Origin of the sequence: Streptomyces venezuelae (assembly GCF_008642375.1) — a bacterium.
Classification (GTDB): Bacteria; Actinomycetota; Actinomycetes; order Streptomycetales; family Streptomycetaceae; genus Streptomyces; species Streptomyces venezuelae_G.
The window spans coordinates 5,722,851-5,748,357 of record NZ_CP029194.1 but is presented as its reverse complement, the minus strand read 5'-3'; the positions used below and the strand labels follow the sequence as shown (position 1 = coordinate 5,748,357).

General features: G+C 71.5%; 21 protein-coding genes. 11 read left to right on the top strand and 10 right to left on the bottom strand.

Annotated elements, in window-relative coordinates:
• Window positions 1–139: 139 nt before the first annotated feature.
• A complete protein-coding gene (locus DEJ46_RS26375; RefSeq protein WP_150270240.1) occupies window positions 140–1,285 on the bottom strand; it encodes a PP2C family protein-serine/threonine phosphatase in 1,146 nt (381 codons plus the stop codon).
• A 106-nt stretch (window positions 1,286–1,391) separates the two neighbouring features.
• On the opposite strand from DEJ46_RS26375, the gene DEJ46_RS26370 reads away from it, so the two are divergent.
• Window positions 1,392–2,621 (top strand): GNAT family N-acetyltransferase, encoded by a 1,230-nt coding sequence (locus tag DEJ46_RS26370; RefSeq protein ID WP_150270238.1) that lies wholly within the window; start codon window positions 1,392–1,394, stop codon window positions 2,619–2,621.
• A gap of 22 nt (window positions 2,622–2,643) precedes the next feature.
• On the opposite strand, the gene DEJ46_RS26365 is transcribed toward DEJ46_RS26370, so the two are convergent.
• On the bottom strand, window positions 2,644–3,453 hold the full coding sequence (locus tag DEJ46_RS26365; protein WP_150270236.1) for an Fpg/Nei family DNA glycosylase: 810 nt from the start codon (window positions 3,451–3,453) through the stop codon (window positions 2,644–2,646).
• Window positions 3,453–3,947, bottom strand: a complete 495-nt coding sequence (locus DEJ46_RS26360) for a ribose-5-phosphate isomerase (protein ID WP_150270235.1) — start codon at window positions 3,945–3,947, stop codon at window positions 3,453–3,455. The genes DEJ46_RS26365 and DEJ46_RS26360 overlap by 1 nt, the downstream gene beginning before the upstream one ends.
• Window positions 3,948–4,143: 196 nt before the next feature.
• On the opposite strand from DEJ46_RS26360, the gene DEJ46_RS26355 reads away from it, so the two are divergent.
• Complete coding sequence (locus DEJ46_RS26355) at window positions 4,144–5,607, top strand: amino acid permease (protein ID WP_150270233.1); 1,464 nt, start codon at window positions 4,144–4,146, stop codon at window positions 5,605–5,607.
• A 74-nt stretch (window positions 5,608–5,681) separates the two neighbouring features.
• Here the strand turns inward: DEJ46_RS26355 and DEJ46_RS26350 are convergent, their stop codons facing one another.
• Window positions 5,682–6,275 (bottom strand): biotin transporter BioY, encoded by a 594-nt coding sequence (locus DEJ46_RS26350; RefSeq protein WP_150270231.1) that lies wholly within the window; start codon window positions 6,273–6,275, stop codon window positions 5,682–5,684.
• 266 nt (window positions 6,276–6,541) lie between these two features.
• On the opposite strand from DEJ46_RS26350, the gene DEJ46_RS26345 reads away from it, so the two are divergent.
• The 3 genes from DEJ46_RS26345 to DEJ46_RS26335 all read left to right on the top strand — a co-directional run bounded on the left by DEJ46_RS26345 (window position 6,542) and on the right by DEJ46_RS26335 (window position 10,272).
• Window positions 6,542–7,915, top strand: coding sequence for an amino acid permease (locus DEJ46_RS26345; protein ID WP_150270229.1), 1,374 nt, complete (start codon window positions 6,542–6,544; stop codon window positions 7,913–7,915).
• Between the two features lie 117 nt (window positions 7,916–8,032).
• Window positions 8,033–9,457 (top strand): amino acid permease, encoded by a 1,425-nt coding sequence (locus tag DEJ46_RS26340; RefSeq protein WP_150270227.1) that lies wholly within the window; start codon window positions 8,033–8,035, stop codon window positions 9,455–9,457.
• A 170-nt stretch (window positions 9,458–9,627) separates the two neighbouring features.
• Complete coding sequence (locus tag DEJ46_RS26335) at window positions 9,628–10,272, top strand: superoxide dismutase (protein ID WP_150270226.1); 645 nt, start codon at window positions 9,628–9,630, stop codon at window positions 10,270–10,272.
• 143 nt (window positions 10,273–10,415) lie between these two features.
• On the opposite strand, the gene DEJ46_RS26330 is transcribed toward DEJ46_RS26335, so the two are convergent.
• Window positions 10,416–11,051 carry a DsbA family protein gene (locus tag DEJ46_RS26330; protein ID WP_150270224.1) on the bottom strand — a complete coding sequence of 212 codons (636 nt, stop codon included), beginning with the start codon at window positions 11,049–11,051 and terminating at the stop codon, window positions 10,416–10,418.
• Between the two features lie 142 nt (window positions 11,052–11,193).
• On the opposite strand from DEJ46_RS26330, the gene pepN reads away from it, so the two are divergent.
• Window positions 11,194–13,758, top strand: coding sequence for an aminopeptidase N (gene pepN / locus DEJ46_RS26325; protein WP_150270222.1), 2,565 nt, complete (start codon window positions 11,194–11,196; stop codon window positions 13,756–13,758).
• Window positions 13,759–14,024: 266 nt separating this feature from the next.
• On the top strand, window positions 14,025–14,945 hold the full coding sequence (locus DEJ46_RS26320) for a hypothetical protein (RefSeq protein ID WP_223835098.1): 921 nt from the start codon (window positions 14,025–14,027) through the stop codon (window positions 14,943–14,945).
• A 3-nt stretch (window positions 14,946–14,948) separates the two neighbouring features.
• Here the strand turns inward: DEJ46_RS26320 and DEJ46_RS26315 are convergent, their stop codons facing one another.
• From DEJ46_RS26315 to DEJ46_RS26295, 5 genes are all read right to left on the bottom strand, one after another.
• Window positions 14,949–16,103, bottom strand: a complete 1,155-nt coding sequence (locus DEJ46_RS26315; RefSeq protein ID WP_150270220.1) for a serine hydrolase domain-containing protein — start codon at window positions 16,101–16,103, stop codon at window positions 14,949–14,951.
• 144 nt (window positions 16,104–16,247) lie between these two features.
• Window positions 16,248–16,715, bottom strand: a complete 468-nt coding sequence (locus DEJ46_RS26310; protein WP_150270219.1) for an NUDIX hydrolase — start codon at window positions 16,713–16,715, stop codon at window positions 16,248–16,250.
• Window positions 16,716–16,724: 9 nt separating this feature from the next.
• The gene (locus DEJ46_RS26305) at window positions 16,725–17,063 is read right to left on the bottom strand and encodes an HPP family protein (RefSeq protein ID WP_317852195.1); all 339 of its coding nucleotides are present in this window, start codon (window positions 17,061–17,063) and stop codon (window positions 16,725–16,727) included.
• A gap of 250 nt (window positions 17,064–17,313) precedes the next feature.
• Complete coding sequence (locus tag DEJ46_RS26300) at window positions 17,314–18,174, bottom strand: pyridoxamine 5'-phosphate oxidase family protein (RefSeq protein ID WP_150270217.1); 861 nt, start codon at window positions 18,172–18,174, stop codon at window positions 17,314–17,316.
• A 165-nt stretch (window positions 18,175–18,339) separates the two neighbouring features.
• Window positions 18,340–18,801 carry a VOC family protein gene (locus DEJ46_RS26295; protein ID WP_150270215.1) on the bottom strand — a complete coding sequence of 154 codons (462 nt, stop codon included), beginning with the start codon at window positions 18,799–18,801 and terminating at the stop codon, window positions 18,340–18,342.
• Between the two features lie 132 nt (window positions 18,802–18,933).
• On the opposite strand from DEJ46_RS26295, the gene DEJ46_RS26290 reads away from it, so the two are divergent.
• From DEJ46_RS26290 to DEJ46_RS26275, 4 genes are all read left to right on the top strand, one after another.
• Complete coding sequence (locus tag DEJ46_RS26290) at window positions 18,934–19,476, top strand: CGNR zinc finger domain-containing protein (RefSeq protein ID WP_150270214.1); 543 nt, start codon at window positions 18,934–18,936, stop codon at window positions 19,474–19,476.
• Between the two features lie 194 nt (window positions 19,477–19,670).
• Window positions 19,671–22,991, top strand: a complete 3,321-nt coding sequence (locus DEJ46_RS26285) for a S8 family serine peptidase (protein ID WP_150270212.1) — start codon at window positions 19,671–19,673, stop codon at window positions 22,989–22,991.
• A gap of 201 nt (window positions 22,992–23,192) precedes the next feature.
• A complete protein-coding gene (locus DEJ46_RS26280) occupies window positions 23,193–24,209 on the top strand; it encodes an aspartate-semialdehyde dehydrogenase (RefSeq protein ID WP_150270210.1) in 1,017 nt (338 codons plus the stop codon).
• 94 nt (window positions 24,210–24,303) lie between these two features.
• Window positions 24,304–25,488, top strand: a complete 1,185-nt coding sequence (locus DEJ46_RS26275) for a TerD family protein (RefSeq protein ID WP_190622889.1) — start codon at window positions 24,304–24,306, stop codon at window positions 25,486–25,488.
• Window positions 25,489–25,507: the final 19 nt, after the last annotated feature.

Sequence of the window (25,507 nt, the reverse complement as noted above, 5' to 3'; positions counted from 1 at the left end):
CTGACACCCCCCGGCTCCATGGTGCCATCAACCCCCCTGCCCCCGTTGCCGGGTGGCGAATCATCCCTGCGGGAACGGCGGTTCCTGCTCGCACGGAAGATCATGAAGCCGGTGACCGGGCCGGAGACGGCCTGGGCGTTCAGGCGCGGCGGGAGATGAGGAGGAGGGCCCGGTCGTCGTTGACGTCCTTGGCGACGGCCTCGATCAGGTGCCAGGTGACGCCCTCGAAGCCCTCGGCGACGCAGCGGTCGGCCTCGCCGGTGAGGCGGTCGATGCCCTCGGCGATGTCCCGGTCGGCGGCCTCGACGAGGCCGTCGGTGAAGAGCATGAGGACGTCGCCGGGCAGCAGCGAGCCCTTGACCGGGTGGAATTCCGCCCCGTCGTAGACGCCGAGGAGGGGGCCTTCCGCGGCCTTCTCCTCCCAGCGACCGCTGCCCGCGTGGAGCTGGAGCGCGGGGAGGTGGCCGGCGGAGAAGAGCTCGTAGTCGCCGGATTCCAGGTCGAGGACGAGGTGGATGGAGGTGGCGAAGCCCTCGTCCCAGTTCTGCCGGAGCAGGTAGCCGTTGGCGGCGGGCAGGAAGCCGTGCGGCGGGAGCGAGCCGAGGAGTCCGCCGAAGGCACCGGAGAGCAGCAGGGAGCGGGAGGCCGCGTCCATGCCCTTGCCGGAGACGTCGGTGAGGACGACCTCCAGGGTGCGGCCGCCGTGGGTGCGGGCGGCGACGACGAAGTCGCCGGAGAAGGACTGGCCGCCGGCCGGGCGGAGCGCCATCTCGCGGTGCCAGCCCTGCGGGAGCCGGGGCAGGGCGCTCTGCACGCGGATGCGTTCGCGCAGGTCGAAGAGCATGGTGCCGCCGCGCCGCCAGGGCACGCCGACGCGGGCGCGGAACTGGGCGATGAGGAGACCGAAGAGTCCGCAGGCGGCGACGGTGAGGACGGTGCCGGGGGTGACCCGGGCGGGCCCCTGGGTGTACGGGCCGAGGACGACGGACTCGACGATGAGGGCTCCGGCGGCGGCCGCGTACAGGCCGAGCAGGCTGGCGGGGCGGAGCAGCAGCCCGCCGGCCACGATGGGCAGGACGAGCGCCGAGGGCGCGCACCAGACCGGGTCGAGGAGTGTGCCGCAGGCGATGGCCGGGATCATCAGCAGGAGTCCGGCGAAGGCGAGCCAGTCGGAGCCGTCCCCGCGGAAGTAGTCGACGCCGGACTTGCGCAGCGCGATGCGGGCCCGGCGAGCGCGCCTGCGCGTCCGGGCCGCGTACGTGTTCACTCCCGCGCGGTGTCCCATTGGCCTGGACCCTATCCACCTCGTCCGACATCGCGCAGGGGTACCCCGGTGACAATGTGCGCGAAATCGGGTCGCCCCGGACGCGCGGCGCTGATATCGATGGCATATGACGACTGAACTGCGGGTTCTCGACCCGACCGAGTGGGACCGTTGGTTCGAGGTCCTGGAGCTGGCGTTCGGAGGTGTGCCGGAGGCGCCGGAGGAGCGGACACTGTGGCGCGACCTGACCGAGTTCGACCGCTTCATGGGGGTGTGGGACGGCGATCTGTGCGTGGGGACGGCGGGCGCGTTCTCCTTCCGGCTCACGGTGCCGGGCGGGGCGTCGGTGCGCGCGGGCGGGGTGACGATGGTGAGCGTGGCGGGGACGCACCGCCGGCGCGGGATCCTGACCTCGATGATGCGGCGCCAGCTTGACGACCTGCGGGCGGCGGGCGAGCCGCTCGCGGTGCTGACGGCCTCGGAGCCGGAGATCTACGGGCGGTTCGGCTACGGCGTCGGCGCCTACGCGACGCGGGCGACGATCGACACGACCCGGGTACGGCTCTCGGTGCCGGAGGGCACGGACGGGGTGACCCTGCGCCTGGCGGACCTGACGGAGTCGTCCGCCGTGTGCGAGGCGGTGTACGCGAAGCTGGTGCCGCGGCGGCCGGGGATGATCGCCCGGCTGCCCGAGTGGGAGCGGCAGCCGCTGATCGACCCGCCGGGCCGGCGGGATGGCTCCTCGCCGCGGTTGTGCGTGCTCGCCGAGCGGGCCGGGGAGGTCGTGGGGTTCGCGCACTACGCGATCAAGCCGGACTGGTCGTTCTCGGGTTCCGAGGGGTCCGTCGCGATCCATCAGCTGATGGGGCTCGACGCGGTGGCGGAGGCGGCGCTGTGGCGGTTCCTCTGCTCGGTGGACCTGACCAAGGAGGTCCGGCTCAACGGCCGTCCGGTGGACGACGCCTGGCAGCACCTGGTGAGCGATGTGCGGCGCTGCGCCCCGACACTGCGGGACTCGCTGCACGTGCGTCTGGTGGAGGTGGGCGCGGCGCTGGAGGCGCGGACGTACCAGGCGCCGGTGGACGTGGTGTTCGAGGTCGAGGACGCGTTCTGCCCCTGGAACGAGGGGCGTTGGCGGCTGACGGGTGACAGTAAGGGCGCGGTCTGCGTCCGGACCTCGGATCCGGCGGACCTCGGACTGTCCGTACGGGAGCTGGGCGCGGCGTATCTGGGCGGGACGTCGCTGGTGTCGCTGGCGGCGGCGGGGCGGGTGCGGGAGCTGCGCGAAGGGGCACTGGTGGAGGCGTCCGTGGGCTTCGGGTCGCCTGTGGCTCCTTGGCTGCCGCACGGGTTCTAGGGGCGGACCGCCCCTGGTGCCTCTAGCGGGTCTGGCAGCCCGGGCACCAGAAGAGGTTGCGGGCGGCGAGGTCGGCGGTGCGGATCTCGTCGCCGCAGACCAGGCAGGGCTGGTGGGTCCTGCGGTAGACGTACACCTCGCCGCCGTGGTCGTCGACGCGCGGCGGGCGGCCCATCGCCTCGGGGGTGTGCTCGGGACGGACGGTGTCGATGCGGTTGAGGCGGACGCCCTCGCGCATCAGCGCGGCGAGGTCCGACCAGATCGCGTCCCATTCCCTGCGGGTGAGGTCCCTGCCGGTGCGGTAGGGGTCGATGCCGTGCCGGAAGAGGACCTCGGCGCGGTAGACGTTGCCGACGCCCGCGATGACCTTCTGGTCCATGAGCAGGGCGGCGATCGTCGTGCGGGACTTCGAGATCCGGTGCCAGGCCTTGTCGGGATCGTCACCGGCTCGGAGCGGGTCGGGGCCGAGGCGGTCGTGTATCGCCCGCTTCTCCGCGTCCGTGACGAGCGCGCAGGTCGTGGGGCCGCGGAGGTCGACGTACCCCTCGGGGTTCACGAGGCGCAGGCGCACGGTGTCGGTGGGCGGCGGCGCCGGGGCGTCACCGAAGGCCACCTTGCCGAAGAGGCCGAGGTGGATGTGGATCCACTCCTCGCCCGGGAAGCCGAGGAAGAGGTGCTTGCCGTGGGCCTCGGTGGTCTCCAGGACGCTCCCGTCGAGCAGGGCCGCCGAGTCGGCGAACTTGCCCTGGGGGCTGGAGACGCGCACGGGCCGGCCGCCGAACCGCTCGCGGTGGTCGGCGGCCAGCCGGTGGATGGTGTGCCCTTCGGGCATCAGGCCGTGGGCTCCTGCGGGTGGTGGGCCGGGATCGCGGGGAGCTCGCCGGTGGTCTCGTACGCGGTGAGCATGTCGATCCGGCGGGTGTGGCGCTCGTCACCCGAGTAGGGGGTGCTGAGGAAGATCTCGACGAACTTCGTCGCCTCTTCCTGGGTGTGCATCCGACCGCCGACGGAGATCACGTTGGCGTTGTTGTGCTCGCGGCCGAGGGCGGCGGTCTGCTCGCTCCAGGCGAGGGCGGCGCGCACCCCCTTCACCTTGTTCGCGGCGATCTGCTCACCGTTGCCGGAGCCGCCGATGACGATGCCCAGGCTGTCCGGGTCCGCGGCCGTCTTCTCGGCGGCGCGCAGGCAGAACGGCGGGTAGTCATCGAGGGCGTCGTAGATGTGGGGACCGCAGTCGACGGGCTCGTGGCCGTGTGCCGTGAGCCACTCGACGAGGTGGTTCTTGAGTTCGTAGCCGGCGTGGTCGGAACCGAGGTAGACGCGCATGGTGCCGAGTGTGGCATGTCCGGGGCCGGGTAGCGGTCAGCGGGGTCGGGACGTTCACCCGGTCCGGTATGGACCTTCGACTCTCGCGAAGTGGTCCACACAACTATCCGGAATCAGGTCTTCCGATCACCCCCGTTCACGGTGTTCAATGCTCGGGCTCGCGACCCGAGCGTCCCCCACACGTTAGGAAGCGTTCATGAACACGCAGCCGACCCTGGAGAAGGAAGGCGGAAAGGCCGGTACGGCCGATGTTCCGCAGTCCTCCGAAGGTCTCAAGGCCGGGCTCAAGAACCGCCATCTGTCGATGATCGCCATCGGCGGAGTGATCGGTGCCGGCCTCTTCGTCGGCTCGGGATCCGGCATCGCCGCCGCCGGCCCCGCGATCCTCCTGTCCTACTTCCTCGTCGGCGCCATGGTCGTCTTCGTGATGCGGATGCTCGGAGAGATGGCCGCCGCCCGGCCGTCCTCCGGCTCGTTCTCCGCCTACGCGGACCGCGCCCTCGGCCGCTGGGCCGGCTTCAGCATCGGCTGGCTGTACTGGTTCTTCTGGGTCGTCGTCCTCGCCGTCGAGGCGACCGCCGGCGCCAAGATCCTGGAGAGCTGGGTCCCGGCCGTTCCGCAGTGGGGCTGGGCGCTCATCGTGATGGTCGTCCTCACCGCCACCAACCTCGGCTCGGTCGCCTCGTACGGCGAGTTCGAGTTCTGGTTCGCGGGCATCAAGGTCGTGGCCATCGGCGCCTTCGTCGTCATCGGCATGCTCGCGGTCTTCGGCGTGCTGCCGGGCTCGGACAACCCGGGCGAGGGATTCGCGCACCTCACCGACAGCGGGGGCTTCTTCCCGATGGGTGCGGGAGCGGTCCTCACCGGTGTGCTGATGGTCGTCTTCTCCTTCATGGGCAGCGAGATCGTCACCCTGGCCGCCGGCGAGTCCGAGGACCCGCAGAAGGCCGTCACCAAGGCCACCAACAGCGTGATCTGGCGCATCGGCGTCTTCTACCTGGGCTCGATCTTCGTCGTCCTCACCCTGCTGCCGTGGAACGACAAGTCGATCGTGGAGAAGGGCTCGTACGTCGCGGCCCTCGACTCCATCGGCATCGCGAACGCCGGCCAGATCATGAACGTGATCGTCCTGACGGCCGTCCTGTCCTGCCTGAACTCGGGCCTCTACACCGCCTCCCGCATGGCCTTCTCGCTCGGCCGGCGCGGTGACGCGCCCAAGTCCTTCGCCAAGGTCAACAAGCGGGGCGTGCCGGTGGCGGCGATCCTCGGCTCGGTCGTCTTCGGCTTCGTCGCGGTCTTCTTCAACTACAAGTGGCCGGACACCGTCTTCGCCTTCCTGCTGAACTCCTCCGGCGCGGTGGCGCTCTTCGTCTGGCTGGTCATCTGCGTGACCCAGCTGAAGATGCGCGGCATCATCCAGCGCGAGACGCCGGAGAAGCTCGTCGTGAAGATGTGGCTCTTCCCGTACCTGACCTGGGCGACGATCGCGATGATCGTCTTCGTCCTCGGCTACATGATCTACGACGGCGGCAGCGCCCGTGAGCAGGTCGTGCTCTCGCTGCTCGTGGCCGCGCTCGTGATCGCGGTCTCGCTGGTCCGGCAGAAGTTCGGAAAGGGCTCCGTCGAGTCCGCGTCCGAGCCCGAGCCCGACCGCCTGTGACCCCGTAGGTCCGTACGCGAAGAGGGCCCGTCGTTCCCCCGGGAACGACGGGCCCTCTCGTGTGTCAGCGGGGCTCAGCCCTTGCGGCCGACGAGCTTCCAGGCGGCCGGCAGGGCGCCCATGGCGAGGGCGGCCTTGAGGGCGTCGCCGATGAGGAAGGGGGTCAGGCCGGCGGCGACGGCCTGACCGAAGGTCATGCCGGTGGCGAGCGCCAGGTAGGGCACGCCGACCGCGTAGATGATCGCGGAGCCGAGGGCCATCGCGCCGGCCGTGCGGAGCACCGAGCGGTCGGCGCCGCGGCGGGCGAGGGCGCCGACGACGGTCGCGGCGAGGAGCATGCCGAGGATGTAGCCGAAGGACGGCATGCCGTAGCCGGAGGTGGCCTGCGCGAACCACGGCACGCCCGCCATGCCCGCCACGGCGTACGCGGCGAGGGCCAGGAAGCCGCGGCGGGCGCCGAGCGCGGTGCCGACGAGGAGGGCGGCGAAGGTCTGGCCGGAGACCGGGACCGGGGAGCCGGGGACCGGGACGGAGATCTGCGCGGCGAGGCCGGTGAGGGCGGCGCCGCCGAGGACCAGGGCGATGTCGCGGGCCCGGCTCGCCGGGAGCAGGTCGGCGAGGACGGTGCCCGCACGGAGGGAACGGGCGGGGGCGGCGGCGGTGCTCATCGGTACTCCGCTGGGGGTGAGGGTGGGAGGGACAGGTTGACGGTATGCCAGGAGTGAGCGGCTGATCACCGTCAGCCGCCCACAAAGCAGCGGTCGAGCGCTTCGTGGAGATCGAACAAAGCCCGTCGATCGCGCGTTTCGCCACGTGACGCTTGTCACTGGGATCTCGTCCATGGAGGTCCCTTTTGCGCCAGGGGGCGTTCGCTGGAGAGACTGTGGAGTCTCCATAAACGCCAGAGAAACCGCCAGAGAGCACGAGCCCCCACATGCACGACTCCCTCGCTCCCGAACCGGAGCCCCTCTCCCACGGCCTGAAGCAGCGTCACCTGACGATGCTGGGGCTCGGCGGGGTGATCGGCGCCGGGCTCTTCGTGGGTTCGGGCGCGGGCATCGCGGTCGCCGGTCCCGGCATCGTGGTCTCGTACCTGATCGCGGGAGCGCTCGCGATGCTCGTCATGCGGATGCTGGGCGAGATGTCGGCGGCGATGCCCGCGTCCGGGGCGTTCTCGGTCCACGCCGAGCGGGCGCTGGGCCGCTGGGCGGGCTTCTCGGTGGGCTGGCTGTACTGGTTCCTGCTGGTCGTCGTCCTCGCCGTGGAGGCGACGGGCGCGGCGCGGATCGCGAACGGCTGGGTGCCGGGGGTCCCGCAGTGGACCTGGGTGCTGATCTTCATGGTCGTCTTCACCCTGGCCAACCTGGCGGCCGTGAAGAACTTCGGCGAGTTCGAGTTCTGGTTCGCCGCACTGAAGGTCGGCGCGATCGTGCTGTTCCTGATCCTGGGCACGCTGGCGATCTTCGGTTGGCTGCCCGACACGGACCCCGTGGGGACGGCCAATCTGACCGGGCAGGGCGGCTTCCTGCCGAACGGCTGGGAGGGCGTGGTCTCCGGGGTCCTCGCCGTGATCTTCGCCTTCGGCGGCCTGGAGGTCGTCACCATCGCGGCGGCCGAGTCGGCCGACCCCGCGCGGAACGTGGCGCGGGCGGTGCGCAGCGCGGTGTGGCGGATCCTCCTCTTCTACGTGGGCTCGATGCTGGTCATCGTGACGCTGCTGCCGTGGACGTCGATGGTTCCGGGCCAGTCGCCGTACGTGGCGGTGCTCGACTCGATCGGGGTGCCGGCGGCGGGGCAGATCATGAACGTGGTGGTGTTCGTGGCGCTGCTCTCGGCGCTCAACGCCAACCTGTACGGGTCGTCCCGGATGGTCTTCTCGCTGGCGGAGCGCGGCGAGGCGCCGAAGGGGCTGCTCCGGGTCTCGGGCGGCGGGGTGCCGCGCCGGGCGGTGCTCGCCTCGGTGGCCTTCGGCTTCGTCTCCGTACTCCTCAATCTGAAGTGGCCGGACTCCGTCTTCCTCTACATGCTCAACGCGGTCGGCGCGGTGCTGCTCTTCGTCTGGGCGCTGATCGCGGTGTCGCAGCTGAGGCTGCGGCGGCGGATCGAGCGCGAGGCACCGGAGACGCTGACGCTGCGGATGTGGGGCTTCCCGTGGCTGACCTGGGTGGCGCTCGCGGCGATGGCGGCGGTGCTCGTCCTCATGCTCTCCGACGACGCGGCGCGCCCGCAGGTGCTGTGGTCGGGGGCGGCGACCGGGGCGGTGCTGCTGGTGGCGTGGGTGCGGGAGCTGCGCACGAAGCGGGCATGATTCTTCACTTTGTGTGAAAGTCGTGACCGTATAGCGGACACCGGTTCCTTCTGAGCGGTGCGGCCGCCCAGACTGTGGGCTTCCCTCCCCGTCTCGGCTAATGAACAGGGCTCGCCCATGTCTCGGACCACCGCGCCCGCGCCGGCCGACCGCAAGGACGGCGCGACCGCACCCGCAGAGGGCCTCTCGCACGGCCTGAAGCAGCGCCACCTCTCGATGATCGCCCTCGGCGGCGTCATCGGCGCCGGACTCTTCGTCGGCTCCGGCGCCGGCATCGCCGCCGCCGGACCCTCGATCGTGATCGCCTACGCCATATCGGGCATCCTCGTCATGCTCGTGATGCGCATGCTCGGCGAGATGTCGGCGGCGAACCCGGCCTCCGGCTCCTTCTCCGTCCACGCCGAGCGGGCCTTCGGCTCCTGGGCCGGCTTCACCTCGGGCTGGGCCTTCTGGTTCCTGCTCTGTGTCGCCGTCGGCCTGGAGGGCATCGGTGCGGCGAAGATCATGACCGGCTGGTTCCCCGGCAGCCCCGAGTGGGCCTGGGTCGCGCTCTTCATGCTGGTCTTCACCGTCACCAACCTGGCGGCCGTGAAGAACTTCGGCGAGTTCGAGTTCTGGTTCGCCGCGCTCAAGGTCGGCGCGATCGTCCTCTTCCTCGGCATCGGCGTGCTCGCCATCACCGGCCTCCTGCCCGGCACGGACGCCCCCGGCGCGGCGAACCTCACCGGTGACGGCGGCTTCTTCCCGCACGGCTCCGAGGGCCTGATCGTCGGCCTGCTCGCCTCCGTCTTCGCCTATGGAGGCCTGGAGACCGTCACCATCGCGGCCGCCGAGTCCGAGCACCCGGTGCAGGGCGTCGCCAAGGCCGTCCGCACGGCGATGTGGCGGATCGCGCTCTTCTACATCGGCTCGATGGCGGTCATCGTCACCCTCGTCCCCTGGGACGACAAGGCGGTCGTCGAGAAGGGCCCGTACGTCGCCACCCTCGACCACCTGGGCATCCCGGCCGCCGGCCAGATCATGAACGTGGTCGTGCTCGTCGCCCTGCTCTCCGCGATGAACGCCAACATCTACGGCGCCTCCCGCATGGCCGGTTCGCTCGTCGCGCGCGGCCAGGGCCCGAAGGCGCTCGGCAAGCTCTCCGGCGGCGTCCCGCGCCCGGCGGTCCTCGTCTCCTCCGTCTTCGGCTTCGGCTGTGTGCTGCTGAGCTACTGGCGGCCGGACGACATCTTCATCTGGCTGCTCAACACCATCGGCGCGATCATCCTCGTCGTCTGGTTCTTCATCGCCGCCTCGCAGTTGGTGCTGCGCCGCCGCACCGAGCGCGAGGCGCCCGAGAAGCTGGTCGTGCGGATGTGGGCCTTCCCGGTGCTGACCTGGGTGGCGCTGGCCGGCATGGCGGCGATCTTCTTCCTGATGGCCCGTGAGGAGGGCACGCGCGTGCAGCTGTACTGGACGGGCGGGCTGACCCTGCTGCTGGCCGCCGTCGGCTTCGTACGCCAGAAGTCCGCCCGGACGGCGGCAGCGGACCGTACCTCCTGATCCCTGACGGCTCCCGCGCGAAACCCCCGAACCACCGCCCGGTTCGGGGGTTTCGCCATGTCCGGCCCCCGGGACCTAGGGCGAAGGGCTGATCAACATCTGACGCACCTACTGTTAGCCTGCACTTGCATATAGGTTGCAATAAGAGGTCAGTCGAAGGGGCCGGGCACATGGCGATCTACACACTTCCGGAGCTGCCGTACGACTACGCGGCGCTGGAGCCGGTGATCAATCCGCAGATCATCGAGCTGCACCACGACAAGCACCACGCCGCATACGTCAAGGGAGCGAACGACACCCTGGAGCAGCTGGAGGAGGCGCGCGACAAGGACCAGTGGGGCGCGATCAACGGCCTGGAGAAGAACCTGGCCTTCCACCTCTCCGGCCACATCCTCCACTCCATCTACTGGAACAACATGAACAGCCCGAAGGACGGTGGCGGCGGCGAGCCGCTGGCCGCCGACGGCGTCGGTGAGCTCGCGGACGCGATCACCGAGTCCTTCGGCTCCTTCGCCAAGTTCAAGGCCCAGCTGACGAAGGCCTCCGCGACGACTCAGGGCTCCGGCTGGGGCGTCCTCGCGTACGAGCCGGTCAGCGGCCGCCTCGTCGTCGAGCAGGTCTACGACCACCAGGGCAACGTCGGCGTGGGTTCGGTCCCGGTCCTCGTCTTCGACGCCTGGGAGCACGCCTTCTACCTGCAGTACAAGAACCAGAAGGTCGACTTCATCGAGGCCATGTGGCAGGTCGTCAACTGGCAGGACGTGCACAAGCGCTACCAGGCGGCCAAGGCCTCCGTCCCGCTGATCTCCTTCTGATCCGCGCCCGAAAGGGCCCCCCGTCGTCCTGCTCGTGATCGTCTTCTCAACCTTCACCTGCGGACGTAAAGAGGAAGAACCCCCGTGATGACGTGAATCACGGGGGTTCTTCTGTGCCGGCTCATCTGTGCCTGCGGCGCCGCCTACTCGAAGCTGGGCCCCGCCGTCCGGGTGCGCTTGATCTCGTAGAAGCCCGGCGTCGACGCCACGAGCAGCGTGCCGTCCCAGAGCCGGGCCGCCGCGTCACCGCGCGGGGTCGGGGTGACGACGGGGCCGAAGAAGGCGACCTCGTCGCCCGTCGGGCCCGGCACCGCGATGACGGGGGTGCCGACGTCCTGGCCGACCTTGTTTATGCCCTCGTGGTGGGAGGCGCGCAGCTCGGTGTCGTACGTGTCCTTGTCGGCGTACTCCACCAGGTCCTCGGGCAGGCCGACGTCCGTCAGCGCGCCGACGATCGCCTCGCGGGTCGGGCCCTCGCCGTTGTTGTGGAAGCGGGTGCCGAGCGCCGTGTAGAGCTTGCCGACGACCTCGTCGCCGTGCAGCTGCTGGGCGGCGATGACGACCCGGACCGGGCCCCAGGCCTTGGTCTCCAGCATCTCGCGGTACTCGGCCGGGACCTCGTCGAGCCGGTTCTCGTTGAGCACGGCCAGGCTCATGACCTTCCAGCGCACGTCGACCGGGCGGACCTGCTCCACCTCCAGCATCCAGCGGGAGGTCATCCAGGCCCACGGGCACAGCGGGTCGAAGTAGAAGTCGGCGGTGGTCCTGCTCTCGGACATGTCACTCCTCGGTACGGCCGTGTTGACGGTGGTGCGCCGAAAGGAGCAAACACCACCGCCACTCACGGGCATTCCCGTGTGCCGGGCGACAGTGGCACATGGGAGGATCGGTGCTGTTTCGACGTGCCACGAAGGAGTGACCGTGCCCGGTGAGAATCTGTCCCGCGACGAGGCCCACGAGCGGGCCGCGCTGCTGTCCGTCGACGGGTACGAGGTCGTCCTCGACCTGCGCTCGGCGGTCGGCGACTCCGCCGAGGCGGTGCGCACCTTCCGCTCGGAGACGACGATCCGCTTCCGCCGCACCGGCGAGGGCACGAGCACGTTCGTCGACCTGATCGCCCCGTCCGTGAACGCGGTCACCCTCAACGGCCGCTCGCTGGACCCGGCCGTCGTCTTCGACGGCTCGCGGATCGCCGTCGACGGCCTCGCCGACGAGAACGTGCTGGTCGTGGACGCGCAGTGCGCCTACAGCCGGACCGGCGAGGGCATGCACCGCTTCGTCGACCCGGAGGACGGCGAGGTCTACCTCTACACGCAGTACGAGCCGGCCGACGCCCGCCGCGTGTACGCCAACTTCGAGCAGCCCGACCTCAAGGCCCCGTACCGCTTCGCGGTGACCGCGCCCGAGGGCTGGACGGTCTGGTCGAACGGCGCCGGGGAGCGGGACGCCGAGGGTGTCTGGCAGTTCGCCGAGACGGCGCCGATCTCCACGTACATCACGTGCGTCGTGGCGGGCCCCTACCACTACGTGACGGACAACTACACGCGCGCGCTCGCCGACGGAACCGAGCTGGAGATCCCGCTCGGCGCGATGTGCCGCAAGAGCCTCGCGAAGCACTTCGACGCGGACGACGTCTTCCTGATCACCAAGCAGGGCTTCGACTTCTTCCACGACAACTTCGACTACCCGTACCCCTTCGGGAAGTACGACCAGGCCTTCGTCCCCGAGTACAACCTCGGCGCGATGGAGAACCCGGGCATGGTGACCTTCCGCGAGGAGTACATCTACCGGGGCAAGGTCACCCAGGCCGCGTACGAGAGCCGGGCCAACGTCATCCTCCACGAGATGGCGCACATGTGGTTCGGCGACCTCGTCACCATGGTGTGGTGGGACGACCTGTGGCTGAAGGAGTCCTTCGCGGACTTCATGGGCTCCTTCGTGAACGCCGAGGCGACCCGCTTCACCAACAGCTGGGTCACCTTCGCCAACAACCGCAAGGCCTGGGCCTACCGCGCCGACCAGCTGCCGTCCACGCACCCGATCACGGCCGACATCCGTGACCTGGAGGACGCCAAGCTCAACTTCGACGGCATCACGTACGCCAAGGGCGCGTCGGTGCTGAAGCAGCTCGTGGCGTACGCGGGCCGGGACGCGTTCCTGGAGGGCGCGCGCCGCTACTTCAAGCGCCACGCCTACGGGAACACGCGCCTCGCCGACCTCCTGGCGATCCTGGAGGAGACCTCGGGCCGCGACATGACGTCCTGGGCGAAGTCCTGGCTCCAGACGTCCGGTGTGAACACGCTGACCCCGGCCGTCACCTACGACGCGGAGGGCCGGATCACCGAGCTCGCCGTCGTCCAGGAGGGCGGCGAGCCGCGTCCGCACCGGGCGGCGGTCGGCCTCTACCGGCTGTCGGCCGACGGCGACCTCGTGCGCTTCGCCCGCGCCGAGGCCGACATCACCGGCGCCCGGACCGTCGTCGCGGAGCTGGCGGGCGAGGAGAAGCCCGACCTCGTGCTCGTCAACGACGACGACCTGACCTACTGCAAGGTCCGCTTCGACGAGGGCTCGCTCGCCACCCTGCGCGCGCACCTCGGCGACATCACCGACCCGCTGGCCCGCGCCCTGTGCTGGTCGGCGCTGTGGAACCTGACGCGTGACGGGCTGATGCCCGCCCGCGACTTCGTCTCCGTCGCGCTCGCCTTCGCGGGCCGCGAGACGGACATCGGCGTGGTCCAGATGGTGCAGGCGTGGACGAAGTCGGCGGTCACCCTCTACGCGGCGCCCGAGTGGCGCGAGGAGGGCGGGCTGCTGCTCGCCGAGGGCGGGCTGCGCGAGCTGCGGCTGGCCGAGCCGGGCAGCGAGCACCAGCTGACCTGGGCGCGGTTCTTCGCGGCCACGGCCGGTTCGGACGCCGACTTCCAGCTCCTCGAGGGGCTGCTCGACGGCACGGCGAAGATCGACGGGCTCGATGTCGACCAGGAGCTGCGCTGGGCGCTGCTCTCCCCGCTGGCCGTGCACGGCCGCGCGGGCGAGGACCGGATCGGCGAGGAGCTCTCCCGGGACGACACGGCGACGGGCAAGCGCCACCAGGTGCGGCTGCTCGCCTCGCGGCCCTCGGCCGCGGTCAAGGCGCAGGCCTGGGCGCAGGTCGTCGAGTCGGACACCCTGTCGAACGCGCTGGTGGAGGCGACGATCGCGGGCTTCGTCCAGCCCTCGCAGCGCGAGCTGATCGCGCCGTACGCGGAGAAGTACTTCGCGGCGATCGAGGGGCTGTGGGCCGACCGTTCGATCCAGATCGCCATGGACGTCGTCAAGGGCCTCTTCCCGGGGCTCCAGGACAGTGACGGGACGCTGGCCGCGGCGGACGCCTGGCTGACGGCGCACGAGTCGGCCGCGCCGGCGCTGCGCCGCCTCGTCCTGGAGGCGCGGGACGACCTGGCGCGGGCGCTGCGCGCGCAGGCCTGCGACCGCCTGGCGGCATAGGGCCGACGCTCCGGCGGGGGCCGTGCGCTTCGGCGCGCGGCCCCCGTCGGCATGTGTGCCGCGATGCCGGCCGCCCTCATCGGCACTCGAACGCGCGTACTTTAGGGCGAGCTTGTCCCTGAATGTCGACGAGCGTGTAACAGAGGTTAGGGGAGCCTTCGGAGGCGGAAGACCCCCGGCATGAACCACAACACCCCCATCACCCCCCGCCCCCTCCCCTCTCCTCCCGCACCGGCCGCACCCAACGGCTCGCGTCCGCCCCCCAGTTGAGGTCCCAGGGCATTCCGGCCGGCGAGGTCGCCGCGCGCTGCCGGCCCGGCGGCGGCTGGCAGCAGCTGCTCCCCGGTGTCTTCCTCCTCCAGGCCGGCCCTCCGACCAGCGAGGACCGGCTCAACGCCGCGCTCCTGTACGCCCGTCGGGGCGGTTCCGTGCCCCCGCAGGGCCCCGAGGCGATGATCACCGGCCTCGCGGCGCTGACCCTGCACCGCTTCTCCTCCGCTCCCCCGCTCACCGCCCTGGACCGGATCGACGTGCTCGTCCCGCGCACCCGGCGGCTGCGCTCCACCGGCTGGGTGCGGGTGGTGCGCGCCGCCGAGCACCCGGAGCCCGTGGAGCTCACCGGCCTCCCCGTCGCCCCGGCCGCCCGCGCCGTCGCCGACGCGGTCGCGGGCCTCGACGACGCCGAGACCGTGCGCCGGCTGCTCACCGAGGCGGTCCGCGGCGGCCACTGCGAACCGGCTTCGATCGTCCGGGAGTTGAGCCGGGCGCGGCTGCTGACCCGGCCGCACGTGGTGGACGCGGTGGACACGCTCCTCGTGGAGGGGCGCTCGCTCTCCGAGGAGCGGCTGTACGAGATGGTGCGGGAGTTCGGGCTGCCGGACCCGCTGTGGAACGTGGATCTGCGGCTGCCGGGCGGCCCGCACCTCGGCGGGGTGGACGCCTACTGGCCGGACCAGGCGGTCGCCGTCGAGCTGGACACCCGGGCGCCGCGGCAGGACGACGACGCGCTGTGGTCGGAGTACACCCGCAAGCGCGAGCACCTGGAGCGGCTCGGCATCACGGTCGTCCACCTGACCCCGCGCAAGCTGCGCGAGGCCCTCGACCAGCAGGCCACCGTGGTCCGTACGGCCCTGATGGCCGCGCCGGACCGGCAGCCCAGCGCGTATGTCGTCGTCCTGCCCCGGTGAGGGCTACTTCTTCGGGACGGTGCCGCAGAACTCGGCCTCCAGGACGGGCTGGCTGTCACCCGTCCAGTCGGCGTTGAAGTTCAGGGCGATCGAGTGGCTGCCGTCACGGGTGACCTGGGCGTCGGAGGAGGAGCCGTGGATGCCGCCGCCGTGGCCCCAGACCTCCTTGCCGCAGCTCAGCTTCTGCTTCATGAGCCCGAGTCCGTAGCCCGCCCCGGGGAGTTCGGGGGAGATCGGGATGGTGGTGGTCATCTCCCGCAGCTCGGCCTTCGGGAGAAGCTTGCCCTTGAGCAGGGCGCGGTAGAAGGTCTGCAGGTCGTTGGAGTCGGAGATCATCTCGCCGGCCGCGTAGGCGAGGGTGGGGCTCAGCTTGCTGACGTCGTGGATCTGCGCGTTCGGGTCGCGGTAGAGCTTGGAATAGGCGGGGGAGCTCGGCTTCGGCATCCGCACGTCGGTGCCGGGGACGCTGGTGGCACGGAGCTTGAGCGGCTTGATGATGCGGTTCTCGACCGCCTTGCCGTACGGGCGGCCGGTGACCTTCTCGATCACCATGCCCGCGAGGACGTAGTTGGTGTTGGAGTAGTTCCAGTCGGTGCCGGGGGCGAAGTCCGGGGCGTGGGTCATCGCGATGTCGACGAGCTGGCGCGGGGTCCAGCGGTCGTAGCGGTGCTCCAGGAAGGCCGGACCGAAGACCTTCTCCTGGAATCCGGGGTCGGAGGTGACGCTGTAGACCCCGCTGGTGTGGTTGAGCAGCTGGCGGACGGTGATCTTCCGGCCGTCGTGGCCGTTGCCCTGGACGACTCCGGGAAGCCACTTCTCGACCGGGTCGTCGAGGTCGATGCGGCCCTCGGCCTGGAGCTGGAGGAGGACGGTGGCGACGAAGGTCTTGGTGATGGAACCGACGCGGTAGCGGTCGTCGCCCTTGCGCGCGCCGGCGGTGCCGGTCCAGGCGCCCTTCGCGTCGCGGGCCTGGGCGACGGCGCCGGGGACGCCCGCGGCGACCGCGGCGTCGAGGGCCTGCTGGGTGGCGGCGTGGTCCTGCTTCGCCTTCGCAGGAGCGGGCGCGGCGGCGAGGGCGGGGGTGGCGAGCGCCGTGGCGGTGAGCCCCGCGACCAGGGCGGCGGCGAGGACGGTGCGGGTCGTGCGGACGGCTGACATGCGGGCTCCCCTGAAGTTCTGCTGTGCGTGTACTGCGGTCGGCGGGGAGGACCACGGGGGTTGCGGGACGGTTGAGAGGGTCGGTGACGGTTGAGCGCTTTTCAGCCCTTCGGCGGAGAGGTGCCGTGGGGCGCGAGGAGGGGGTCAGCCGTTCGACGGATCGGCGAGGCGGGAGCGGCCCACGGGGGGTCGCTCGCGCCACAGGTCGAGGCCGATGTCGACGAGCTCGACGCGCGGCAGGCCGGGGACGTCGGCCAGCGGATGCCAGGCGGCGAGGTCCGTGGAGCCGCCGGTCTCGTTGCGCAGGACACCCCCGGTGACCTGCGCTTCGTAGATGATCCGCAGGCCCTGGAAGTCGCCGGGACCGGCGAGGCGGCGGAGCCGACCACGGCGGATCGAGTCGATCCCCAGGAGGGCGGTGGGTTCGGTGAGGTACCCGGTCTCTTCCTCGACCTCGCGGACGACGGTGTCGACCGGCTCCTCGCCGTGGTCCATGCCGCCGCCCGGCAGGGTCCACCGCTTCCTGCCGTCGCTCGACACCCAGCGGGCGAGGAGGACCTCGCCGTCGCGGACGCACACGGCGTAGGCCGCCACCCTCAACTCCTGCTTCATGCACAGAGGTTAGAACCAGTACGTGGGATAGGTCCGCCCCGCGGCACGGGCGCCGGCGAGGCCGACGGAGACCAGGAGGAGGGAGGCGGCGGCGAGAAGGCCGAGAAACGACCAGAACGGCGGGGCCTGGAGCGCGACGATCACGGCGGTCGCCGCGGCGGGCGAGTGCGGGGTGCGGGCGCACATCATCACGCCGAGGGCGAGGCCGCCCGCGACGGCGGCGCCCCAGAGGCCGGGTCCCGCCACGGCGAGGACCGCGAAACCGGTGAGGGCGGAGAGCAGTTGGCCGCCGACGACCGAGCGCGGCTGGGAGAGCGGCAGGTCGGGGGCGCCCGCGACCAGCGCCATGCTCGCGGCGAGCGGCGGGATGAGCAGGGGCTGGCGGAGGAGGGTGCCGACGGCGACCAGGAGGAGGAGCGCGGTGACGGCGGTCGCGGTCCCGACGAGGAGGACCCGGGGACGGGGGCGGGCGGGGGCCGGGGGCGGGCGGGGGGCCGGGGGCGGGCCGGGATCGGCGCCGGAGCCGGGGGAACGGTGGTCGACGTGGTGGCCGGGGTGGTGGCGGGCACGGGCGGTCCTCGGTCGGGGGCTCGGCGGGTCAGGGTGTCGGCGGGTTGGCCGGGGAGTACTCCGGTGCCGACCAGCGCAGGGGGCTGCCGCCCGGGGTCTCCACCGTGCGGTCGACACGGAAGCGGACGACACGCCCCTCGGGGCCGTACTCGGTGCGGGCGAGGCCGCTGAGCTGGAGCGTCGTCCCCGTCTCCCAGTCGAGGAAGAGCAGCCCGGCGCGGCCGTCCTCCGCCAGATTGCCCAGCGTCAGGAACATCGCGTTGCCGGGGTAGTCCCGCCAGCTCAGGTCCCTGGGCGTGTCGGCCCGGACGAAGCCCGGGTTGCCCCCGCGGTGGCTCGCGTCGAGGCCGTCGGGCGCGGTGGTGGCGACGAAGAAGGTGTCGGCGGCACGGACGCGGCGCACCTGGTCGGGGGTGAGCGCCTCGCCGTGCCGCACGGCACCGGCGTCGGGGCGGGCGGCCTCGGAGCCGTACAACTCCCGCTTCTGTAGGTACTTCGGGCAGTTGGAGAAGACCTGATCGGCCTCGATCGTGAACCCTCGGGCGCTGGGCCGCGCGATGCCGTTGAGGCGCATGCGGCGTCGGGTGCGGGGGTCGAGGGCGATCGTGCCGACGGGGGCGCTGTCGGGCGTGCCCTCGGGGAGGGCGGCGGCGACCGAGACCGTGTGCGGGCCGGTGGCCCGGACGAAGCCGGGCGGGCCGGTGAGCAGGGTCGACCAGACGCGGCCCGCCTCGTCCGCCGCGCCGATCACCAGCATCGGCCGGGCCTCCAGGAAGGCGGCGGCGACGGGGCGGATGCCGGCGGTGATGGACCGGCCGACGTGTTCCGCGAGGTCGCGGACGCCAAGGCGTTCCTGTACGGCGCGAGAGCCGGGGCTGTACGGGTCCATGGCGGGCCTCCCTATGGTGCGGGTTCGTCGTGGTGCGGGCCTCGGGCCCTGGCGCGGGTGGCGCGTTCGGGGTTGTGCCCGCCCTCCCCCGGAGGGGGGACCCCCAGCCCTGCGGAACGACTGCCCACAACGCGCCGTCGGCGGCTGGCTGACGACCAGGTCCGGCTAGAAGAAGCCGCAGGTCGGGGCCGAGTCGGACGGGGACGGAGCTTCCTCCGCACCCTTCGGGACCGAGATCTCCAGGCGGGTGCCGTCCGGGTCGTGGAAGAAGATGCCGCCGGAGGCCGCGCCCTCGTGGTGGGCGACGACGCCCTCGTACGCGAAGGAGGCGCCGCGCGCGGTGAGCGCGGCCTCGGCGGCGCGGACGTGCTCGATGGACTCGGCCTCGAAGGCGAGGTGGTGCAGGCCGGGCCGGCCGGAGTCGTACACGCCCTCGGACTGCTGCCAGAGGGTGAGGACCAGGCGGCCGTCCTGACCGAGGAAGGCGTAGCGGCTGCCGCTCCCCTCCTCCTTGCCCTCGCCGAGGACGTCAAAGCCGAGGACGTCTCCGTAGAAGGCCAGCGAGCGTGCCAGGTCGGTGACGTTGAGGCCGACATGGTGGGTGGCGAGTGTGCCGATCGCGGACATGGGTGCCCTTCCGTCGCAGTGGCCGACCCTCCCTCGGGCTAACCCTTTAATTCGAGATTAGAGGTTAGGTACGGGTGACGTCAACCGCTCACGTACTCTTGAGGGGTTAGCTCATCGAGGAGGGTGCCCGCCATGACCGCCACCGACCCGCGGCCGCTCACCGGCGAGCCCGTCTCCCTCGACCTGCTCAACACCCGCTGGAACGTGGAGGGCGTCCGTCAGGACCTGCTCACCGGCGTCGAGGGACTCGCCGTCTGGCTCGCCGTCAACGGTCTGGAGGACCGGTTCGCCGCCGACGCCGGCACCCTGCGCCACACGCTCGCCGCCCGGGACGCCCTCGGCGCGCTCGTCGACGCCCCCGGCGACCCCGCCGCCACCGCCCGCGTCGACGCGGTCCTCGGTCACGGCCGCATCCGGGCCACGCTCACCGCCGAAGGCCCCGGCGAGCAGGCCGAGTTCGCGGACCCCTCGTGGGGGCCCGGCTGGACCGCCGCTCGCGACTACCTCGACCTGCTGCGCACCGCGCCCGACCGCATCCGGGCCTGCGCCCACGAGGCGTGCATCCTGCACTTCTTCGACACCTCGCGGAACGGCACCCGCCGCTGGTGCTCGATGGCGGTCTGCGGCAACCGGGCCAAGGCCTCGCGCCATTACGCCCGCACGAAGGAGAGCTGACCCGGCGAGGCCACGAACCCGCCCCGTTTCGAACCGCTTTCTCCCCTGTGGCGGATCGAGAGCGCTGGCGGGTTTACGCCGCGGCGGCAAACCGGCCCGGGGTAACTCTCCACAAACCCCTGTCGTTTACGAAAGGCTGAGCGGTCATCCGGCACCGAAATCCGGACTCTCTCCTTTCACAAACAGGGATGTAAATGACCACCCCCGAAACTCGGAGCTCCATACCCGGAAGCTCGACGCCCGGGCACAGACGAGCGGCCCGTATCGCCGCCGCTGCCGGCCTGGTCGCCGCGCTCGTCGCGACCGGCGCCGCGCCCGTGCTCGCCACCGAGGCACCGGTGACCACTCCCCCGGTGAAGTCCTCGAACCCGGCCGACAAGCTCGGCGCCATCGACGCCCAGCGCCTCACCGAGGCCCAGGCGAGCGGCGAGAAGAACGTCACCGTCCTCGTCGCCACCGCCCCCGGCGCCACCGAGCAGGTCGCGGGCCAGCTCGACGCCGTCCCCGGCGCCTCCGTCGGCAAGCAGCAGGACGCCCTCGGCTACGTCCGCGCGACGCTGCCGACCGCGAAGGCCGAGGCCGCCATCAAGGCCGCCACGAAGCTCTCCTCCGTCCAGTCGATCGACCTCCAGGCCGAGATCGTCCTGGACGACCCGACCCCGGACGCGGGCGCTGCCACGGGTGGCGTCGACGGCACCACCGTCACCACGACGTACCCGGCCCCGGGCAAGAACACCCCGGCGAAGAACCCGTACAACCCCTCGCACGAGACGGGCGCGGTCGACTTCGTCAAGGACCACCCGAAGGCCGACGGCCGCGGCGTGACCATCGGCATCCTGGACTCCGGCGTCGACCTCGGTCACCCGGCCCTCCAGAAGACCACCACCGGCGAGCGCAAGATCGTCGACTGGGTCACCGCCACCGACCCGATCACCGAGGGCGACGCCACCTGGCGTCTGCAGAACCTCCCGGTCGCGGGCCCGGTCTTCACCGCCTCCACGCAGAGCTGGAAGGCGCCCGAGGGCTCCTACCAGTTCAGCCGCTTCCTGGAGTCGGTCACCGCGGGCGGCGACCCGGCCGGTGACATCAACCGCGACGGCGACACCACCGACGTCTTCGGCCTGCTGTACGACCCGGCCGCCGGCACCGTCCGCGTGGACAGCGACCAGAACAACGACTTCACGGACAACGAGCCGATGAAGCCGTACAAGAACGGGTACCAGATCGGCTACTTCGGTACCGACAACCCGGCCACCGAGGTCGTCGAGAAGACGCCGTTCGTCGTCGAGATCCGCAAGGACGTCGCGATGGACCCGCTCGGCGGCAGCTGGGTCGGCCAGAAGCGCGACTTCGTCAACGTCGGCCTCGTCGAGTCCTCGCACGGCACGCACGTCGCCGGCATCACCGCGGCCAACAGCCTCTTCGGCGGCCGGATGAACGGCGCGGCCCCCGGCGCGAAGATCGTCTCCTCGCGCGCCTGCACCTGGACCGGCGGCTGCACCAACACCGCCCTCACCGAGGGCATGACGGACCTCGTCGTCAACCGCGGCGTCGACATCGTCAACATGTCGATCGGCGGCCTGCCGCAGCAGAACGACGGCGACAACGTCCGCTCGCGCCTCTACACCCGCCTGATCGACACGTACGGCGTCCAGCTGGTCATCTCGGCCGGCAACTCGGGCCCCGGCATCAACACGATCGGCGACCCCTCGCTGGCCGACAAGGTCATCTCGGTCGGCGCGGCCGTCTCCAAGGAGACCTGGGCCGCCAACTACGGCTCGGCCGTCGAGAAGAAGTACGCCATGTTCCCCTTCTCCTCGCGCGGCCCGCGTGAGGACGGCGGCTTCACCCCGACGATCACCGCCCCCGGCTCGTCCGTGAACACCATCCCGACCTGGCAGGCCGGCGCCGGTGTCCCCGAGTCCGGCTACGCGCTGCCCGCCGGTTACGGCATGCTCAACGGCACCTCGATGTCCGCGCCGCAGGCGGCGGGCGCGAGCGCGCTGCTGCTCTCGGCCGCGAAGCAGAAGGGCATCGCCCTCTCGCCGCTGACCCTGCGCACCGCCCTCACCTCGACCGCGCAGCGCATCTCCGGTGTCGCCGCACACGAGCAGGGCTCGGGCCTCATCGACATCGAGGAGGCCTGGGACTCGATCAAGGACGGCGCCACGGCGCACGACTACAAGGTCGAGGCCCCGGTCGACACCGCGATCTTCCCGGCCCCGCACACCGGCACCGGTGTGTACGACCGTGAGGGCGACCTCAAGGTCGGCCAGAAGCGCGTCTACGACGTCACGATCACGCGCACGAGCGGCCCGGACCGGTCGATCGAGCACGAGCTCGACCTCAAGTACAACGACGGCACCTTCCGCATCCTCGGCGACGACGAGATCGACCTGCCGCTGAACAAGCCGGTCACCGTCAAGCTCCAGGCCCGTGCCGCCACCGCCGGCGCGCACAGCGTCATCCTGGAGGCCGACGACGAGCGCACCGAGGGCGTCGACAAGCAGATCCTCGCCACCTCGATCGTCGCGAGCGACCTGGTCGCCCCGGGCTACGGCTTCTCCGCCTCCGGCTCGGTGCAGCGCAACAGCACGAAGCACTACTTCGTCACCGTGCCCGAGGGCGCCAAGACGCTGGAGATCTCGCTGGCCGGTCTGAAGGCGAAGAGCCAGACCCGCTTCATCGCGATCCACCCGTACGGCGTGCCGGTCGACCCGACCGCCACCACGGGTTGCTACCCGCACTACAACCCGGCCAACACCTGCCGCCCGGACCTCCGGTCCTACGCGAACCCGACGCCCGGCGTCTGGGAGATCGAGGTCGAGTCCCGCCGTACGTCGCCGGACCTGGACAACCCGTACACCCTGGGTGTCTCCGTCCTCGGCGCCGACTTCGACCCGGCCGTCCAGACGGTCGCCGAGGCGAAGATCGGCACCCCGGCCCCGGTCCAGTGGACGGTCACGAACCGCTTCGCGGGCATCCAGGGCGCCCTGAAGGGCGGCTCCCTCGGCTCGCAGAAGAGCGAGACGCCGACCATCCAGCACCACGAGAAGCAGACGAAGACCGTCACCATCGGTGAGGGCGTCGAGCGTCTCGACATCGCCATCGGCAACACCTCCGACAAGGCCGCCGACCTCGACCTCACGGTCAGCCTGAACGGCAAGCAGGTCGCCCAGTCGGCCGACGGCGACTCGGAGGAGTCCGTCTCCCTCGTGAAGCCGGCCGCGGGCACGTACACCGTCGTCATCGACGGCTACGCGGTGCACGCCGAGGGCGGCACCACGTACGACTACAAGGACGTGTACTTCTCGTCCGCGCTCGGCACCGTCCAGGTCGACGCCTCGAAGACGTACCCCCTGGCCAACGGCGCGTCCGCCCAGGTGGCGGCCGAGGTCGTGGTCGCCGGTGCGGCTCCCGAGGGCCGTCAGTTCTTCGGCGAGGTCCAGCTGGTCAACGCCCGCGGCACCGTCGCGGGCTCCGGCAGCGTCCTGATCGGCGCCGTCACCCCGTAGTACCCGTGGTACCCCGTACGTGAAGGGGGCGGGCGCCGGAACCGGTGCCCGCCCCTTTCGCGTCCCGTCACCCGTCCCCTGATCGTCCCCGAGGACGTCCGGCAGCCGTCCCGACCTGTGGACAATGGATTGGACAAGGCGCCCCGGGACATACGCATCATGGACCGGCAGCACCCTGCACATACGTACGGAGGAGTCCCCGTGAAGGTCGGAATCGTCGGAGCCACCGGTCAGGTCGGCACAGTCATGCGCAGCATCCTGGCCGAGCGGAACTTCCCCCTCGACGAGCTGCGGCTCTTCGCCTCCGCGCGCTCCGCCGGCACCGTCGTCGACGGTGTCACGGTCGAGGACGCCTCCACCGCCGACTACACCGGCCTGGACATCGTCCTCTTCTCCGCCGGCGGCGCCACCTCCAAGGCCCTCGCCGAGAAGGTCGCCTCGCAGGGCGCCGTCGTGATCGACAACTCCTCCGCCTGGCGCCGTGACCCCGAGGTCCCGCTGGTCGTCTCCGAGGTCAACCCGCACGCGATCAAGGACCGTCCCAAGGGCATCATCGCCAACCCGAACTGCACCACGATGGCCGCCATGCCGGTCCTCAAGCCCCTCCACCAGGAGGCCGGCCTCACCGCGCTGATCGCCACCACCTACCAGGCCGTCTCCGGCTCGGGCGTGGCCGGTGTCGCCGAGCTGCGCACGCAGGCGTGTGCCGTCGCCGAGAACGCCGACCAGCTGGCCTTCGACGGCGAGGCCGTGGAGTTCCCCGAGCCGGCCGTCTACAAGCGCCCGATCGCCTTCAACGTGGTCCCGCTCGCCGGTTCGATCGTCGACGACGGCTCCTTCGAGACCGACGAGGAGCAGAAGCTCCGCAACGAGTCCCGCAAGATCCTGGAGATCCCGGAGCTCAAGGTCTCCGGCACCTGCGTGCGCGTCCCGGTCTTCTCGGGCCACTCCCTCCAGGTCAACGTCCGCTTCGAGCGCCCGATCGGCGTCGAGCGCGCCTACGAGCTGCTGAAGGACGCCGAGGGCGTCGTACTCTCCGAGATCCCGACCCCGCTCCAGGCCGCCGGCAAGGACGCCTCGTACGTCGGCCGCATCCGCGTGGACGAGACGGTCGAGAACGGCCTCGCGCTGTTCCTCTCCAACGACAACCTCCGCAAGGGCGCCGCGCTGAACGCGGTGCAGATCGCGGAGCTCGTCGCGGCCGAGCTCAAGGGCTGACGCGCACCGACCGACCCGCAGCACCCTCCGGAGGGGCGGCTTCCTGTTACCGGGAGCCGCCCCTCCGGCGTGCCCCCCGTGCCACAGTTCCCCCATGAACCGGATTCCGACGGGAGCCGACGTCCCGGTGCCCCCGCAGGCCCTCCACGTCGCGGTCAGCTGGCGGACCGGGCACGGGGTGCCCGACGTGGACGTCTCGGCGCTGCTCCTCGGGACCGGCGAGCGGGTCCGGGGCGACGCCGATCTGGTCTTCTACAACCGGACCGACCACCCCTCGGGCGCCGCGCGGCACCTGGGCAGGTCGGCCCCGGGCGTGCCCGGCAGCCCGGCCGCGGACTGGCTGTGGCTGGACCTCGCGCGGGTGGAGCCGGACGTGGGACGCGTGGTGATCGCCGCCTCCACGGACGGGGGCGCCTTCGGGCAGGTGCCGGGGCTCGACCTGCGGGTCACGGACGGGGCCGGGAACCCGGTGGCGTACCGCGCGATCGGGGGCGCGACGGCGGAGACGGCCTTCGTCCTCGGGGAGTTCCACCGGCGGGACGGCGGCTGGTGCTTCTGCTCGGCCGGCCGGGGATACGCCTCGGGGCTCGCCGGGCTCGCGACGGACTTCGGCATCGTGGTGGAGTCCCCGCCGCCTCCGATCCCGGGCCCCGGCTACGTCCCGCCGCCCGCTCCCCCGCCGCCCGCCGCCCCGCCGGTCCCGGTGTCCGACCCGTACGGCGGGGAGTTCCGGCCCGCCGTCTACCAGGGGCGCGGCAAGGAGACCGTGCGCTGCGACCCCGGACTGCCGCCGGGCCACTGGGTGCTCCTGGAGATCGAGTCGTACCACTCGCTCTCCACCACCATCGAGACCTGCGACGCCCACGGCCGCGCCGGGGAGTACCTGCTCGCGGCGTACGAGGACGACGTCCGCGCCCGTACGGTCGCCCTCGTCCCGCGCGCCCGGCCGCTGACCCTGCGGGTGGAGGCCGATGCCCCCTGGACGCTGCGGGTCCTGCCGCTCTCGCACGCGCGCCGGTTCGACAGCCACGTCGAGGGGCGCGCCCACGATCTGGTGGTCTACGAGGGGCCGCCCGGGGTACTCGATTTCCTGCACCACGGCGAGTCCCGCTTCACCGTGCACCGGCACACCCCGCCACACGATCCGCTCTACGACGACGAGGAGCGGGACCTGCTGGTCAACGGGGTCGGCGAGGTCCGGGCGAGCGCGGTGGTGCCCGGGCCCGGGCTGCTGCGGATCAGTGGTGACGGGCCGTGGAAATGTGCCGTGCGCCGCTGAGGCACCCCGTGGAAGGATG

Excerpts from the sequence above, each read along its gene's own strand:
- DEJ46_RS26375 (WP_150270240.1), bottom strand. The coding sequence starts at position 1,285 with ATGGGACACCGCGCGGGAGTGAACACGTACGCGGCCCGGACGCGCAGG.
- DEJ46_RS26370 (WP_150270238.1), top strand. The coding sequence starts at position 1,392 with ATGACGACTGAACTGCGGGTTCTCGACCCGACCGAGTGGGACCGTTGG.
- DEJ46_RS26365 (WP_150270236.1), bottom strand. The coding sequence starts at position 3,453 with ATGCCCGAAGGGCACACCATCCACCGGCTGGCCGCCGACCACCGCGAG.
- DEJ46_RS26360 (WP_150270235.1), bottom strand. The coding sequence starts at position 3,947 with ATGCGCGTCTACCTCGGTTCCGACCACGCCGGCTACGAACTCAAGAAC.
- DEJ46_RS26355 (WP_150270233.1), top strand. The coding sequence starts at position 4,144 with ATGAACACGCAGCCGACCCTGGAGAAGGAAGGCGGAAAGGCCGGTACG.
- DEJ46_RS26350 (WP_150270231.1), bottom strand. The coding sequence starts at position 6,275 with ATGAGCACCGCCGCCGCCCCCGCCCGTTCCCTCCGTGCGGGCACCGTC.
- DEJ46_RS26345 (WP_150270229.1), top strand. The coding sequence starts at position 6,542 with ATGCACGACTCCCTCGCTCCCGAACCGGAGCCCCTCTCCCACGGCCTG.
- DEJ46_RS26340 (WP_150270227.1), top strand. The coding sequence starts at position 8,033 with ATGTCTCGGACCACCGCGCCCGCGCCGGCCGACCGCAAGGACGGCGCG.
- DEJ46_RS26335 (WP_150270226.1), top strand. The coding sequence starts at position 9,628 with ATGGCGATCTACACACTTCCGGAGCTGCCGTACGACTACGCGGCGCTG.
- DEJ46_RS26330 (WP_150270224.1), bottom strand. The coding sequence starts at position 11,051 with ATGTCCGAGAGCAGGACCACCGCCGACTTCTACTTCGACCCGCTGTGC.
- DEJ46_RS26315 (WP_150270220.1), bottom strand. The coding sequence starts at position 16,103 with ATGTCAGCCGTCCGCACGACCCGCACCGTCCTCGCCGCCGCCCTGGTC.
- DEJ46_RS26310 (WP_150270219.1), bottom strand. The coding sequence starts at position 16,715 with ATGAAGCAGGAGTTGAGGGTGGCGGCCTACGCCGTGTGCGTCCGCGAC.
- DEJ46_RS26305 (WP_317852195.1), bottom strand. The coding sequence starts at position 17,063 with ATGGCGCTGGTCGCGGGCGCCCCCGACCTGCCGCTCTCCCAGCCGCGC.
- DEJ46_RS26300 (WP_150270217.1), bottom strand. The coding sequence starts at position 18,174 with ATGGACCCGTACAGCCCCGGCTCTCGCGCCGTACAGGAACGCCTTGGC.
- DEJ46_RS26295 (WP_150270215.1), bottom strand. The coding sequence starts at position 18,801 with ATGTCCGCGATCGGCACACTCGCCACCCACCATGTCGGCCTCAACGTC.
- DEJ46_RS26290 (WP_150270214.1), top strand. The coding sequence starts at position 18,934 with ATGACCGCCACCGACCCGCGGCCGCTCACCGGCGAGCCCGTCTCCCTC.
- DEJ46_RS26285 (WP_150270212.1), top strand. The coding sequence starts at position 19,671 with ATGACCACCCCCGAAACTCGGAGCTCCATACCCGGAAGCTCGACGCCC.
- DEJ46_RS26275 (WP_190622889.1), top strand. The coding sequence starts at position 24,304 with ATGAACCGGATTCCGACGGGAGCCGACGTCCCGGTGCCCCCGCAGGCC.